Genomic DNA, 14,744 nt, shown 5'->3' with positions numbered 1-14,744 from the left:
CCAAAATTACTGTGCCACATCACAGGCAAAGCGGTTATTGGGCTGACCTGATTTAACGCGGCTGTACCGTGGTTGCAACACGATAAAGCCGCTCACCACAAGCAACTAAACAGGAGTTGATTATGGCTAAGGCGCATTCTAAGGCAGAAGTCGTTGTAAATAAAGCTGTGAAAACAGAACGTTATTACACGGTGGGGTATGTGCTGAACGGGAACAAGGTCAACAACGCTGCACCGGCGATACATCTGAAGGGGCAGTGGCTGAGACAGGCGGGGTTTAATACCGGGGGTCAAATTACGGTGAAGGTGATGGACGGTTGTCTGGTGCTGATTCCAGAGAGTGAAGCCACGCAACAACAGCATCAGCAGTACCAGCGGCAGCAGAGCCAGCTTAATGAGATTAAGCAGCAGATGCGGGCGTTGATAACCGGTTTTGCGGGTTAAGGGGAGCGCATGAGATGACGATAGCGATTGAGCATTTGCAGGACATTCAGTTAACCCACATTGAAGCGCTGGCCTTGGCGCAACTGGTTAAGCGGCTGTACTGGGCGGAGATACGGGCTTGTGCGGTTGATGACATGGAAGCCTGGGTTATCAAGGCTGCGATAGGGCGGCTCCAGTCGGCGCTGGCGTATCACGGGTATTCACCACGGTAAGAGAGAAGTCAGCCGGAAGAGATTCCGGCTTTTTACTGTTTCAGGGAGAAAACAGAATAAAATAGCTAAAATACAGCCTATGTATATGTTTGCTATGAGTTTTATATTTTTCTGTATTATTTCTTTGTTTATCTTCTTATTTATTTTATATTTTTGTGCTTTTAATTTATATATTTAATATATAACATCAACCCTGTAAGATATTTATTTTAAGCATAAAAATAACAAAGCCGGAAAGATCACGGGGAGCTTTCCGGCTTTTTCATGATGATATGTCTTCTATATCAACTGTTTTTTAATACCATTGGATTAAAAGCAACTATCTTTTTATCCTTGGTCATTCCGCATGGATAAAGACCTTTTTTATATATCTCAAAGATCTTTTCCAAAATTGATTCCTTTTGTTCACCTAATATATACCTTTGAATAGATAACATGTTTAATTGAGAATATACTTCATCTAAGACTTCAAAATAAAAATCATCATAGTCAGAATTTTCTTTTTTTATTTTTTTCTTTCTATAGGCAATTGAAATTTTGTCATAATGAACAGAAAACTCTTTACTTATATCATTTAAGTATTCGTCAGCTTCATGAAATTCACTCCTTAACCTAAATTTACTTATAGAATTCTCAATGAGATCTAGCCATACTAAATACCCGTCGGGTAATAATTGTTCAAAGGATAAAGTCAGTGCTAATTCAGGATCATGAATTTCTAAATAACGACCAGATTGATTGCTAAGAACCCCTGAAAATAATTTTTCAGACAAAAGAAAAGCCATTGGTTCAATAATAAATTCTTTTCTTGTATCAATCATATATCACCTCTATTTATTAAATATATTATCCCACAATTCAAAAGCCCTTTGCTTGCCTATATCAGGATTCTTAGCAATATCTTTCGACCTAATTGGCATGCCATTCATCATTGCTTTCTTCGCCTTATTTTGTATGTTAGCAACTTGTTTTGCTATGATATTAGTAGGCTGGTTTAAATCAATTTTATTTAGAGCTTTTTCAACTGCGGAGGAATATCCATTATGGCTACCTCGATGTCTTGCCATTGTGCTAACTGTAGTAGCAACCTTTTTATCTTTGATGGGGTCTGGCAGCCTCAAAAATATTCCATTACTAGCATCATCAATATCATATCCAATTTTTTTCAAAGCAGGATGATCTGATAGCTGTTTCGGAATGACATGGTGCGCTTCATGTCCCTTCCATGAAGTTGAGCGCGGCAATCCCATATCTTCCATCATGTTTTTACCCAGTTTGGTCGAACACCCTGCCAACCCGAATGGATCTATCCATGTTGTTGGGTTATTCACGTATGAATATGGGTTCAATCCACCTAGCAATCCCAGGGGATCAGGACTGAGATAACACGCGGCTTCCGGTGAGTAAAAGCGGTGCCGGTTGTAGCAAAGCCCGGACTCTTCATCCCATAACTGCCCGGCGAATCGGAGGCCCGGGTCCAGTTCGGGATTCTCTGCCTGTCCGCCCAGCCGCAGCCCGTACAGGGACTGCTTCGGCCGCCGCCACACCCGTTTCCCTGTCGGGTCGAACAGCGCCAGCGGCTCGCCGGTCGGCGCGCTGACCGCATACTGGGTCTGCACCTCCCCGGCCATCAGTTCCACCCGGTTGTCCAGATTGAGCGTAAACTGTTGCGTCTGCTGCGCTATCAGTTCCCAGCCGTCAAACACCAGATGGCGGACCATTTTCAGCCGGCCGTGCTGATACTCGCGGATTTCTGCCGGCACATCGCCGTCCCACACATACGTGGTCAGCTTACCGGTCTGGATACACCGTTTTTCTGTCCGTCGTCCGAAGGCATCATAGCGATATTCCCACCGGATGTCATCCGGCGTGATAAGCCCCGTCAGCTGGTTCTGGCTGTTCCAGCGATATTTTGTCAGCGCCGGCCGGTAACCTTCCGCTAAAAACTGCTTTTCCTGCATGCGCCCGGCCCGGTCGTAGACAAACCGGTGCGAACCCACCCAGTTCAGGCGGTGGCCCTCCTGGTAGAGAGTCTCTCCCATAATTTCCTGCACCCCGTCAAACCGCCTTGACGGGTAACCGGCGGCGTCATACTGATAATGTTCACGCAGCGTCCGGCCTTCACCCACCGAAACTATCTGGCCGTTGCCGTTGAGGAGATAATTTAACTGCTGTCCGTCGTCATTGACCGCGGTCAGGTTCAGCGTTGCATCGTATTCATACCGGCGCGCCACGCCCGCATAAGCGGGGGCAATCTCTTCCGGTTCAGCCGGCCGGAAGAAATGGGGATTACGGCCTGCCCGCTGTGCGGTTAACTGCCCCATCAGGCTGTACTGCTGACGCAGAATAAATCCCCCTTCCACATAACGTCCCGTATCCCTGCCGGCGTCATCCCGTTCTATGGTCAGGGGCGGCTGATCCTCCAGTGTCAGTCTAATCAGTTCGCCCGCCCGGTTAACTGCCAGCCGGCTCTGCCAGCGGCTGAGGTGAGTCTGCCCGCTAAACCGGGCGGGGCCGGCTGGCGGCGCTGTTTCTCCGGTGAACAACTGCCGTTCTGCGGTGCGGTTATCCGGGTAGTGACGCTGAATTTCTCCGTGCGGCTGAACTTCCCGTACTATCCGGTCCTGGTCGTCATATTCAAAATGCAGGGTGCTGTCCGGGGATCCCACGGTTAACAGTCGTCCCAGAATGTCGTGATGATAACGGGTGATGCCTTCCGGGGTGTGCAGGGCCGTCAGCCGGCGGGCGGCATCATAGTCGTAGCGGGTGAGGTTGCCTTCCCCGTCCCGTTTTTCAATGCAGTTCCCCGACAGGTCATAACGGTAGTGCCACTGCGTGCCGGCATAATCCTGCTCGGTGATAACCCGGCCATCCGCATCCAGTGTGTAGCTGTAGGTTTCCCCCTGTGGGTTAATCACCTGCGTCAGTTGCAGCGTGTCCGCATCGTAACGATACTGCCAGCGATGTCCTTCGCCATCCCGCCGGGCGACCGGCAGGTCAAACGGGCCATATTCCACCTGCCATTTCACGCCGCGGGCATCGGTCCAGCAGGTTAAGTTCCCGTGGCGGTCGTGGGTAAAGTGCTCAGGATGGTTGTCCGGCCGGTCGCTGACCGCAACCCGGTGATGACGGTTGTAACGCCAGCGCCACAGCGCTCCCGCTGCCGTCAGGCTTCGTAACCGGTCCTGACTGTCATAACCCAGATTGACAGTCCGGTTTTCCTCATCCAGCACTCTCACCAGCCGCTGATGCTTATCATATTCCTGTGTGAGACAGTTGCCGTCGGTGTCGGTTTCTGACGTCACCAGCCCGAAGGCATTGCGGGTCAGCGTGGTTTTCCGGCCGTCCGGCGCAATAAATCCGGCGGGCTGGCCCTGCTCATCATATAAAGGCAGCCAGGTACGTTGCAGCGGGTCGGTCATGCCGGTCAGTTGCAGGCTGTCAGCATCATAGCTGTATTGCCACACGGCGCCGGTGGCGTCGGTCAGTGAGGTGACCCGGCCGGTATCTGCCAGCCAGGTCAGCGTCAGGGTTTCCCCCATAGGTAATATCTGTCTGACCAGATTGCCCCGGCGATCATATTCATAGCGGGTCACACTGCCGCACGGGGTGCGGATTTCCGTGACCTGCTGTTGCTCGTTGTAATGCCAGGTGGTGGTATGCCCCTGCGGGGTGGTGGAACGGGTCATGCCGGGCGCATAGTCCAGGCGGACCGGATAGAAGCCGCCGGCGCCGATGCTGTCAGTACAGCGTCCTTCACTGTCGTAGCGGTAATCCACCCAGGTCTGGTCGCCGTCAGACCAGCGGCTTATCAGTCCCTGTGCGTTATATTCATAGTACAGGTGGAAATTCTGGGTGCTGTCCGCTTCCGCCAGCCGGCCATCCTCGTGGTAGTGATAACGGGCCATCACTTCCTGTAACCCTTCATCGGTGCGGAGAGTCTCTGTCAGTTGCCCGTTCAGGTTGTAACGCAGCGTCAGTACCGGTCCGTCACTGTGGATAACCTGCGTCAGCTGAGGGTGTTCGTTATAAATAAAGCGCAGCCGGTTGTCATACACATCCCGGAGTTCCGTCAGCAGCCAGCGCTGAGATGTTTCCTCTGCGGCCGGTGACGGGTGTCGCAGGGCAAAGTATTTGCTGACCGGTGAGTCACGGTGGCGGAGGATGTAACCCTGCTCGCCCCGGCTCAGGGTAAAGTCCGGGTGGTCCGGGTTGGTGCTGTGTGTATAAGCCGGTGGTAAAGCAAAGTAAAGCGACGCCCCTTCGGTAGTACGGATTTCTACCCGGTCGCCGGTCGTCAGGGCGCATTCGGAGAAGCTGTCCGCCCAGCCCGGTCCCAGTAAGCCCTGTTCTTCCGGCGCCCAGCTGCGCAAAAAGACCAGCGGCAGGGTCTGACCGAGGGTGATGTCGGTACGCTGGTCAAATAGCTGGCCGGTGGTGACGTCAATCGGGTCGCCGGTAAAGAATTTTTTAGTTGCTTCCCGGTAACGTTTTGCTCCCTCAGTTTCTCTGAAAGCTTTTTTGGCACAGGAAATTCGATTTGAGAGGAACTCCTTAGCCTTTTTAGCGCCCACCTTCGCGCCTTTCAATACCCCCTGAATTCCCTGACCGGTTTTGGTAAACAGTTTACCGAGACCTTTAATCGCTCCCCGGGAGGGCGGCACCAGAAATTCAACGGCTATCAGCACCGCCCGCTCCCAGGCCGAGAACTCTTCGGCGACTTCCAGGTAAGTGCCCTGGCCGGAGCCGATAAACACCGTTTTAGCCCCGGATTTAATGGTGGCGCCGCACACCAGTTTGTCATCCACCCGGGCGGCGGGAGAACCGTTAATAAATACGGTTTCACTGCCCTGGGCAATCAGGGGCGGCGCAGGGTGTTTGCTACAGGCAGCGATATCGGCCGTGGCCCTGGCAGCGGGTTTGCCTTCGATAAAGACATTGGGGGAGCCGCTGCCCAGTACGCCGCTCGGCGGACCGACGCTGTCCACCATTTTTGTGACCGCCGAACTGGCGGCGCTGATGACGTCACCCAGTGCAAACGTGGCGGCTGTCCCCAGGGCAATGACGGCCACGGTGGCCAGTCCTCCGGTGAGGATTGTCAGCCCCACCAGTGCCGATGCCGCAGCGAATACTGCGGCCCCTATCAGTGCGCCGGTAATTGCCCCGGCCAGTGCGCCCAGGAAGCTGGCATGTTTTATCGGGTCGCCCTCGCGGGCAGCCGCCGGACCGGGGCTGCCCTGTGGCGGGGAAACGCGCACAGCATGTTGTGCGCCGACCCGTGCTATCCGGGTGACAATCTCATCACCAAGTGACATGGTGTTCCTCCTGTCAGGTCATCAGGCCGCCTGGAAGCTGTTGATAACGGCCAGCAGTGCATCACGCTGATTCTCTTCAAAGGGCGCGGGAGAAGTCAGGTTGAAGGTCAGCAGCAGCGTACCCCGGATTTGCAGTACCACGGTCTGGTACATGTCGCCTTCCGAGCTTTTCCACTGGTAATCCAGACGGCGGGCAGGTTGCTGGCTGAGGGTGATTTCGCTGCGCTGATGTTCCTGGTAACCGGGCAGGTGAGTGCAGAACTGTTCCAGGGTCTGTTCATAGTAAGCGTTGTTATCCATGCCGGCAGGAACTGGCGTGCGGCTGACTACCAGATTAATGCCGCTGTCGTCCGGCAGCACAAATACATTCATGGATTCATCCCGCCAGTTGTCAGGGATAGCCAGTGTGCCTTCATTCATCTGATATGGTGTGTTTTTCATGTGTTTTCCGTTGTTGATTGAAATAAGTTGATAGTCAATACCGGTCAGTTCACATTGACCTGTTTGCCATTGATAGTGATATTGGCGCCCTGGATGCTGATATTGCCGGCATTATCGATGGTGATGCTGCCCCCGGCAGTGGCAATTTCGATCCCCCCGGCCTGGGAATGTATCTGAATGTTATTTTTTACGTTCAGCAGGCTGTCTTTTTCGACGGTGATTTGACGCAGGCCGTTGATGGCGCTGACTTCATTTCCCGTCACCTCTTTATGACGGTCGTTTCTGACCGACAGCATCTGATTATGGCCGATGCTTTCGGTGTGGTCGTTCATGACCCGGGTTTCACGGTTATTGAGTACCACGGTGTTCATGTCGCGCTGGGCGTGCAGCGCCAGCTCTTCGCTGCCTTTGGCATCCTCGAAGCGCAGTTCGTTGTAGCCTTCCCCTTTATGGGTTTTGGAGCGCAGGGCCATCTGGGTTTTGCTGCCCGGCAGGGTGCCCGGCGGGAGATTGCTGGCATGGTAGGTGCGGCCGGTGACTATCGGCTGGTCCGGGTCGCCGTTAAGAAAGTCCACCACCACTTCCTGCCCGATACGCGGTATCGCCAGCATGCCCCAGCCCTGACCGGCCCAGGGCTGGGTGACCCGTATCCAGCAGGAACTGTTGTCGTTGCTCCGGCCGTAGCGGTCCCACAGGAATTGCAGGCGGATGCGCCCGTATGAGTCGCAGTAGATTTCTTCGCCTTCCGGGCCGACTACTTTGGCAATCTGCGGGCCCTCCACGACCGGTTTGGGTAACGGGGTCGGGCGCCAGTGCTGGTTATAGGGAATGAAGGTGAAGCTGTTGCTCATCACGGTGCCGCTCTCCCCGGCGGCCTGTTCCAGCGCCTGCGGCTGGCTGCCGTGATGGATGACGCCGACCAGTTGCCAGAGCCGGTTCAGGTCATCCCGGGGATGGTGGGTCAGGGTGAACAGTACGCCGGGTTGCATGGTGGCGGCATTACTTTCACCATCACCGGTCAGGGCATTGTTGCGCAGGGCTTCCAGCCGGTAGCGGGTGAAATCAGCGCCGTGCTGGGCATCTTTGAAGCGGCCGGGAAAATCAAAGTGTTCATAGCCGGTATGCTGGAGGTCCTGCTCCCGCATCTGATGACGGAACTCCGCCGCCCAGGCCGGGTTTTTGAAGGTGTAATCTTTGAGTTCCACCACCGCCGGTCGCACCTGAGCCTGGCGGGTCAGCCGGGTAATGCACAGCTGCCGGGCCTGTTCGGCGTCGCCGGGGTGATAGGGGAGTACCGGGCCTTTGACCACGGAGCCGGCATCGTCGGCAAACACCAGGGTATTTTTATTGCCGCTGAATTCAAAGAAATAAAAAATACCCTCTTCGGCGGTCAGCCGTTGCAGAAAGGCAAAATCGGTTTCCCGGTACTGGACGCAGAACTCCCGTTCCGGGTGCGGATTGCGCAGACTGAACGCCACATCCCGGACGCCGTTTTCTTTGAGCAGGGCGGTGATAATGGTCTGGATATCCTGCTGCTGAAAAATGCGGGAATTCTGGCGCAGGGTGGTGCGCCACATATCGGGCCGGATCGTCATCTTATAGCCGGTCTGATGTTTGCCGGTGTTGCCCTGCTCAAAGCAGGCGACCATGCCGGTGACGGTGCGTTCGGTTTTCCCGTCGCGCAGGATGGAGAGGGTGGCGGTTTGGTCGAGCACGGCGGTGAAATCGATGGCCGGGTCGGCGCTGGCTAAACTGACCGCCAGGGTGAACGGGGTGGAGAAGGTTTCGTTCAGGGTGAAGGCGGAGACCACAAAGGTGTGCGGCGGCAGTCCGCCGGCGGTGAGGGTGAACTGTAAGCCGCCGGCGTCTGGGGAACTGAGGCGGTCGGCTGTCTGCCGGGCGAGGTGGCCGGCGGTCTTTTTGGGCTGAAATGACATATTAAGGGTTCCTGTGCTGAATGGACGGGCGGGGGTGTTCAGGGGCTGCGGTCAGTCCGGCGGCTTTCTGCAACGCGTAGTACCGGCTGAGCAGGGCGTTAAAACGGTCGTCGGTCTTTTTTATCAGCGCCGGGGAGACGGCCTGCCCCTGTTCGACGGTGTCGGCAAGCTGGCGCAGCAGCTCTTCCAGCGGAATGTCACGGTTGTGGCTGTGCTGGATCTGATAAATCGCCGTTTTCAGGTAAGAGAGGGTGAAACTGCCCCGGTTACGCTCCTGTGCCAGGATTTTGTCTGCCAGCCGCTGGAGCTGATGCCGGGTCTGGTGCCAGCGGCCGGGTTCCGGCGCGTTTTCCAGCCGGATGGCCTGTAACTGCTGCCAGCGCTGCGTTTCATGCTGCTGCCGGCTGTCCTGCGGCCAGGTTTTTTGTGCCAGACCGGTCAGCTGCTCAGCCTGTTGCAGCACCACCAGCGGGGAGGTGTCGGCTAACCGGGTTAACTGCTGTGCATAGGCTGGCAGGTCGGGATGAGACAGCCAGGCCAGTCTGGCCCCGTCCGGGGTGCCGGTCATGGCCGTCATCTGCTGTTGCAGGGGCCGGTAAAATCCCAGCCAGGTCCCGGTCAGGACAAATGCCCCCAGTAATACGCCCAGCCCGAACCCCTGTAAGGCACTCATTGGTCGCGGCGGGGGCGCAGGGAAACGGACCTGCACTTTGGGCTGGCTGTTGTCATAACCTGCGTCGTCGTCCGTTTCCGGTGCAGGCGGTGCCGGTTCAGTGCTGGCGAGGTAGACCAGCGGTGGCATCTGCACCGGTTTAGCGGCGGGTTTGGGCAGGAGTCGGGCCTGTTCCAGTTTTTTGGCGGTGTTCTGGAAAAACCACAGCAGGTTTTCGACTTTCGGCAGGCGTTTCAGGTCGGACTGCTGGAGCCGGTCGACGATGAGCTGTAAGGCCCGTTCGGCCCGGTAAATCATCCGCAGGTCGCGGGGGGTGTAATCGTGCTGGCGTAAGGCGCTGCCGCAGCGGGTGTTAAACCAGTCCAGCATGTCGGTGCGGACTGCCGGCTGCGGCGGCCACAGTGCATCCCACTGGCTGACCATCACCCCGGCCAGCAGTTCACAGCCTTCGGTAAAGCCGGCCAGACCGCTGAGCTGCATCCGGGCCAGAGTGTAGTAAATCGCGCTCTGCAAATCGACGCCGTGGGTGCGAAACAGCGTCAGGGCCAGCGATTCAATCAGCGGCCAGTTCACTGCCGGCTGAGACGGGTGGTTAATTTTGTTGATTTCTTCGCGGATTGCCGTGAACGCCGGCAGATTCATCGGGTTGCCGCCGGCACGGATAATCAGGTTTTCAGGGTGTTCATTCATGGCCGCTCATCCTTAATCTGCCTCCGCCGGCGCGGAGGGCAGGTTTTTTCATTTTGCAATTAATACAGCGTGTCAGGCAGTCTGAACTGACTGAACAGGCCGCCGGCAAACGGGTTGTCAGATTCGTCCACGTAGAGACGGTAGGTCATGTCACCGCCATCCACGCTGAACAGGACATCAAAGGAATCCTGACGTACGTTGGTCAGTTTGCCGCTGTTAATCAGCCGCAGTTGCGCCCACGGGCCGGTGAAGCTGATGGCGCGCGGAGATTGGCCACTGACATCCGGTATCAGCGTGAGCTGACTTTCCACCCCGGCCCGCATGGAGTTTGGCCAGATTAAGTGTACGATGCTGCCGCGGCCATGGGCATAATCGAGTAACTGCCCGTCGAGGTTAAGCAGGCTGCGGCGTTTGTTGCCGGTCAGGCTGAGGGGTTCAATGGCGAACTGGGTGCCCAGGCCGTTTTGCGGGGTGAAGAAGGTATCGCGAATACGGTTAGCCAGGGTCAGCTGTTTCAGCACATCCGGGCGGATAAGCTGTTCCCCGTCAGTGCCGTAGGTCAGGTTGTTCTCGACAAACGGTTTGAGGTTCTGCTGATAGAAGGCGTCCAGTGTGCCGCCGGGCCGGAAGAAGCGGTCGAACTCACTGAGCGGCACATCCTGGGTGGCTTCCGGGTTGAACGGATAGCGGCCGGCCAGGTAGGTCTGGTACTGTCTGACGACGTTTTCGCTCCATTCGACTTCCAGCGAGCTGACCGCTTCCCTCATGACCACCTGCCACGCCTGTTCAGCCAGTTCACCGACCCAGCGGTTTAACGGCTCCGGCAGGTTTTTCGCCAGCTGCTGCACGTCGAAAATGGGGTCGCTGTTGTTCTGTTCAAGTCGCAGCTGGACGGCTTTCAGGGCGGCTTTACCCGGTACCGGGGCGTTCTGAATCGCCAGCAGGTAACGGTGCAGATCGGTCAGTTTCTGATAAACGCTTTGCAGAGTGCTGTTTTTATCGCCGTATTCCACCAGCACGGCGGTTTCCGGGGCGAATTCCCGGTTGATGCGCACCCGCAGGCGGTAATCCGGGGTGTCGCGTAACTGCTGCTGTTCTTTGGCCGGCAGGGTCTCATTAATCACCGGCAGGCGGGTGTTGTCGCTGAGGATCTGCAATGCGCGGCTGAGAGGCTGTTCCCCGCTGATGACCTGTTCAATGGCACCGATGGCCTGCGGGATATCGGTAAAGTGACGGATATCCAGGTTGTTCATGGCCCCGCGCCAGGTGGCGGTGTAATCCCCCAGGTACTGTTCGGTGATTTGGCGCTGAATTTCCTGCCGGTCGGCCTTGCTGTACTGCACGTTGTGTGACAGATTCAGCACCCAGCTGTCCATCACGGTCAGGTCAATCAGCTGGTCGTCCTGTTTGACGAAATAATTGTTCAGGCCGTTCATTGTCAGGAACTGGGGGATAATCAGCTGTTTGTCATTATTGGCGATAAAGAGGCGGTCAAAGCCGGAGCCAATCTGGTCACGCAGGTTAAGAGGCGGCGGCAGTGAGTCCTGGGCTTTGATGCGCAGGTTCTGGTACACCCGCTGGTAAATGGAGAGCTGGCCCAGTTCTTTCTGGGCGTTTGTCATCGGGAGTGTGTAAGGGGCAAAGCTGCTGATAGCGGCCGGGTTATCTGCCTCCCGGGCTGCCCGCCAGTCAGTGTGGTCCAGCGCATAGTCGAGATGGGTCAGTAACTGTTCCTGCACCTGACGCTGGCCGTTAAATACCTGACTCCAGCGTTCGCGCATGTACTGTTCCACCAGTGACTTATTGCGGCCACTGCGGTCTTCCAGCATCCGCATGATGCGGAGGACTTCGAGTTTCTCTTCACTGCCTTTGGCAGCCTGGTTCAGGTCATCCAGCAGGCCATTCATCAGGGCGGGCAGGAAGCGCTGGGACAGCAGTTGCAGGTAGGTGTTTTCGACATACGGACCGACATCGGCACCCTGATACAGCCCCATATCCGCGAACAGCCCTTTCTGATGGTAATCTCCGTAGGCAAGGGTCGCTTCCCGGATAGGGTTCAGCAGGGGTAACTGTAAGTTCCCGTTGCGGTCTTCCCCTTTGGGGGGAGGAATGGACAGGAAGGTTTTGGCCTGTGCCAGCACTTCTTCACCGGCCCGATAGTTCTTCTGATAGTTATAGTGCCAGCCTGCCCACAGAGCCAGGGCAACCGCGGTGCCGGCGGTGGAGAAGGTCAGGAGTTTGCGACGGTTACGGCTTAACCACAGGCGGTTTTCCGCCGCCAGATTGGGCTCGGCCAGCAGGACGTCTTCAAACAGCGAGCGGGTGAAATAGGGGGCGGTATCGGCCACCGGCCAGGTCGGAAAGGCCTGTGGCCCCAGGTGATACTGCACCGCGGCAGACTGGGTAAACATGTCATCCATCTGGCCGATTTGTTTAGACGAGGTGAGATAAACGCCCCGCAGGCCGGGCTGTGCCGGGCCGCCGTTGTAGAGGATCCCGTCCAGCAGCTGCACCAGATAGCTGTGCAGCCCCTGTATCTGGCGGGTGAAACTGAACAGCGGGCTGCGCTGACTGCTGTCCACGTTGTTGAGCATCATGTCCGGCATGGCCGCGTTGAGCTGTTGCATCCACTGGTGCCAGAACTGTGCCAGCTCAGTGCGCCAGTGCTGCTCATCCTGCGCATTCAGGCTGAAGGTGACGCCCAGGATTTGGGCGCGCTGCGATCGGTCCAGCGACTGAAAGGCGGCACTGAAACCGTGCAGCCGATCGAGTTTGGTCAGCACCAGATAGCAGGGCAGAGGGTGATGCAGGGTTAATCGCAGATCCTGCAGGCGCAGGTGAAGTGCGGCAATAACCCGTTCCCGCTGTTCTTTGTTGTCGGTCAGTAAGCGGTGAGTATCCACGGTCAGAATAATGCCGTTGAGGGGCTGGCGCTGACGGTTTTCGGTTAACCAGGCGAGCAGCGCCTGCCATAAACGGGCAGGCAGCTGAGGTTTGCTGGTGTCCGGCGGCGATAACTGGTCGATAAGGAAGCCGTCCGGGTCAATGATGACGGCTTTCTCCCCCAGCCAGCAGCGCAGATGCAGGGGCAGCGCCTCTTCTCCGGTCAGGGTGTCCGGCGCGGCAATGTCAATCAGCCGGCAGCCTTCCTGGATCAGGGCGGTTTTGCCGCTGCCGGTGTTCCCCATCACCAGGTACCAGGGGCGCCGGTAGAGATAATCCCGGGTCCCCAGATGGCGTTGCAGCCGGGCTTTCCAGTGATGGAGATAACTGTCCTGACGGGCGATATCGGCCTGTACCGGATCGACGGTTTTCAGTTCCACCTCCAGTTTGAGTTTTTCAAGCTGGCGCAGACGGCGCCAGATTTTCATGCCGACAACGCTCAGGGCCAGCAGGAGGAGGATAACGGTCGCCAGCCAGCGGGCAGACAGGGCTTCCAGCGGGTGAGTCTGTTTAAACTGCCAGCCGGGTCCCCACCACCATAGCCAGATGAGGGCGATACAGGGCAGGAGGGCCAGTATCAGCGAGGCGGCGGCTTTCAGTGGCGGCAGACGCGGCATCGCTGGTTTTTTGATGTTTTTTAGCAGTAGAGAAAGCCAGTTCATGGGTTAACGCTCCTGTTTGCCGTCGTGGCCTTTGAGGGGGAGGTCATCGCGGCTTTTTCTGCCAGTACCGCCAGCAGGCCGGGTTCCCAGTGGGAGAGTGACAGGTGTTGTCCTGCCTGGAGCAGCTGTCGGTAATGTTGTTGCGCCAGCGCACTCATTCCCGCCTGCTCAAGTAACTGGGCCGTCAGCAGTTGACCGTAGAAGTGATCCCGGGGTTCGGTCAGCTGTTGCTGATGTTGCTCCGCGGCGTTGAGCGCGGCTTCCAGTCCGTGTTGCTGAAAACAGTGCCAGATAGCGTCCTGTTCCTGAGCTGTGCCGCTGTTGACGGTGGTCGCAGTCGGGGGATGAAGCCAGTTCAGTGTGGCGTCTGAGATAAATGGGCTCATATCGGAGAAATGCAGGTTCTGTAAAACCGGCAGACGGTCAAGAAAGGCCCTGAGTTCATCGCGGATAGCGTCGGCGACGGCGGTATAACCCAGTTTCCCGGCGGCCTGCGCGGCGAGAGCGTGCCCGTCAAGCCAGTAAGGGGCCAGTGTCAGACTCTGTTCTATCTGTTGCAGCAGGGATTTATCCGCAGCCGGGAGTTTCGTCAGATAATCTGCGGTCCGGTCTGCCGAAGCCGGCGCCAGAGGAGTTTTGCCCGCGCCATTAGCCGTCGGTGTGGTGGTCAGGGTGTGCCAGATGGCATAACGGCGCAGACGGTAACCCACAGGGGAATCAGGCTGGCGTTCACACAGCAGGTCGGCCACGGTCAGCAGCGTCTGTTTCCAGGCTTTTTCACCGTCACTGTCTACGGTGACAGCCGGTATAGGTGCCGATGTTGAGGCCCCTGCGGATTGCGCGGCGGTTTCTGCCGGTTCAGCTGGGGCGGTGATGGGTTTTGGCTGAGGTTTGCGGGCATAACGGGGGCGTAACTGGTCGATTTCTTTAGCCAGTGCCGGTTCATCGGTATGCCAGCATTGCGCCAGATGCGCCAGTGCCCCCTGTGCTTCTTCGCGCTGCGTCTCATCCGCCTGTTCGCAGAAGCCGGGTTGCGCGGAGTCAAACCGTTTAATCACCTGTTGTGCCAGGCGGCGCTTGAGCAATGGTTTTTGTGGCCAGGCTGTCTGCCAGTAATGTTGGATGTAATCGGCTAATAGCTCCATTGCCAGGATGAGTTCAGCGGGATTACTGCCGTGTTGCAGTGTCCGCAACAAATGCACCATCAGTCTGAAATCTTTGCTTTTTTCGCTGAATAATTGCAGCGCCTGACGCTGGATCTCTTCAATATTAATGCTGGAATGGGCCAGTGATCCCAGCTTAACCATCTCCCCATCAATATATTCCCAGGCGGGTTCGTTTTCATCCAGCTCCCGGCTGATGAGCTCATCCGATAGAGGTGTCAGCAGGAGACCCTGCCAGTCAAATTGTTTCCTGATATCCATTGGG

Annotated in this window: 9 protein-coding genes; 2 read left to right on the top strand and 7 right to left on the bottom strand. The window is 56.6% G+C overall.

What is annotated here, in order from left to right; translation table 11 throughout:
• Positions 1 to 122 precede the first annotated feature (122 nt).
• Positions 123 to 443 carry a SymE family type I addiction module toxin gene (locus KZ793_RS09740; RefSeq protein WP_225815153.1) on the top strand — a complete coding sequence of 107 codons (321 nt, stop codon included), beginning with the start codon at positions 123 to 125 and terminating at the stop codon, positions 441 to 443.
• Positions 444 to 457: 14 nt separating this feature from the next.
• A complete protein-coding gene (locus KZ793_RS09735) occupies positions 458 to 655 on the top strand; it encodes a DUF7706 family protein (protein WP_225815152.1) in 198 nt (65 codons plus the stop codon).
• 284 nt (positions 656 to 939) lie between these two features.
• On the opposite strand, the gene KZ793_RS09730 is transcribed toward KZ793_RS09735, so the two are convergent.
• The 7 genes from KZ793_RS09730 to tssA are packed head-to-tail and all read right to left on the bottom strand — an operon-like array spanning position 940 to position 14,740.
• On the bottom strand, positions 940 to 1,476 hold the full coding sequence (locus KZ793_RS09730; protein ID WP_225815151.1) for a hypothetical protein: 537 nt from the start codon (positions 1,474 to 1,476) through the stop codon (positions 940 to 942).
• Between the two features lie 9 nt (positions 1,477 to 1,485).
• Positions 1,486 to 5,970: an AHH domain-containing protein gene (locus KZ793_RS09725; protein WP_225815150.1), complete on the bottom strand. Its 4,485-nt coding sequence runs from the start codon at positions 5,968 to 5,970 to the stop codon at positions 1,486 to 1,488.
• Positions 5,971 to 5,991: 21 nt separating this feature from the next.
• Positions 5,992 to 6,411: a DUF1795 domain-containing protein gene (locus tag KZ793_RS09720; protein WP_225815149.1), complete on the bottom strand. Its 420-nt coding sequence runs from the start codon at positions 6,409 to 6,411 to the stop codon at positions 5,992 to 5,994.
• A 44-nt stretch (positions 6,412 to 6,455) separates the two neighbouring features.
• Positions 6,456 to 8,348 (bottom strand): type VI secretion system Vgr family protein, encoded by a 1,893-nt coding sequence (locus KZ793_RS09715; RefSeq protein ID WP_225815148.1) that lies wholly within the window; start codon positions 8,346 to 8,348, stop codon positions 6,456 to 6,458.
• Between the two features lies 1 nt (position 8,349).
• Positions 8,350 to 9,711 carry a VasL domain-containing protein gene (locus KZ793_RS09710; RefSeq protein WP_225815147.1) on the bottom strand — a complete coding sequence of 454 codons (1,362 nt, stop codon included), beginning with the start codon at positions 9,709 to 9,711 and terminating at the stop codon, positions 8,350 to 8,352.
• A 59-nt stretch (positions 9,712 to 9,770) separates the two neighbouring features.
• On the bottom strand, positions 9,771 to 13,316 hold the full coding sequence (gene tssM / locus KZ793_RS09705; protein ID WP_225815146.1) for a type VI secretion system membrane subunit TssM: 3,546 nt from the start codon (positions 13,314 to 13,316) through the stop codon (positions 9,771 to 9,773).
• A complete protein-coding gene (tssA, locus tag KZ793_RS09700; RefSeq protein ID WP_225815145.1) occupies positions 13,313 to 14,740 on the bottom strand; it encodes a type VI secretion system protein TssA in 1,428 nt (475 codons plus the stop codon). Before tssA ends, tssM begins: the two co-directional genes overlap by 4 nt.
• Positions 14,741 to 14,744: the final 4 nt, after the last annotated feature.

This window comes from Photorhabdus antumapuensis, from assembly GCF_020387775.1.
GTDB classification, from domain to species: domain Bacteria; phylum Pseudomonadota; class Gammaproteobacteria; order Enterobacterales; family Enterobacteriaceae; genus Photorhabdus; species Photorhabdus antumapuensis.
The sequence above is the reverse complement of the archived record's forward strand: the minus strand, read 5'-3'. Positions and strand labels throughout refer to the sequence as shown.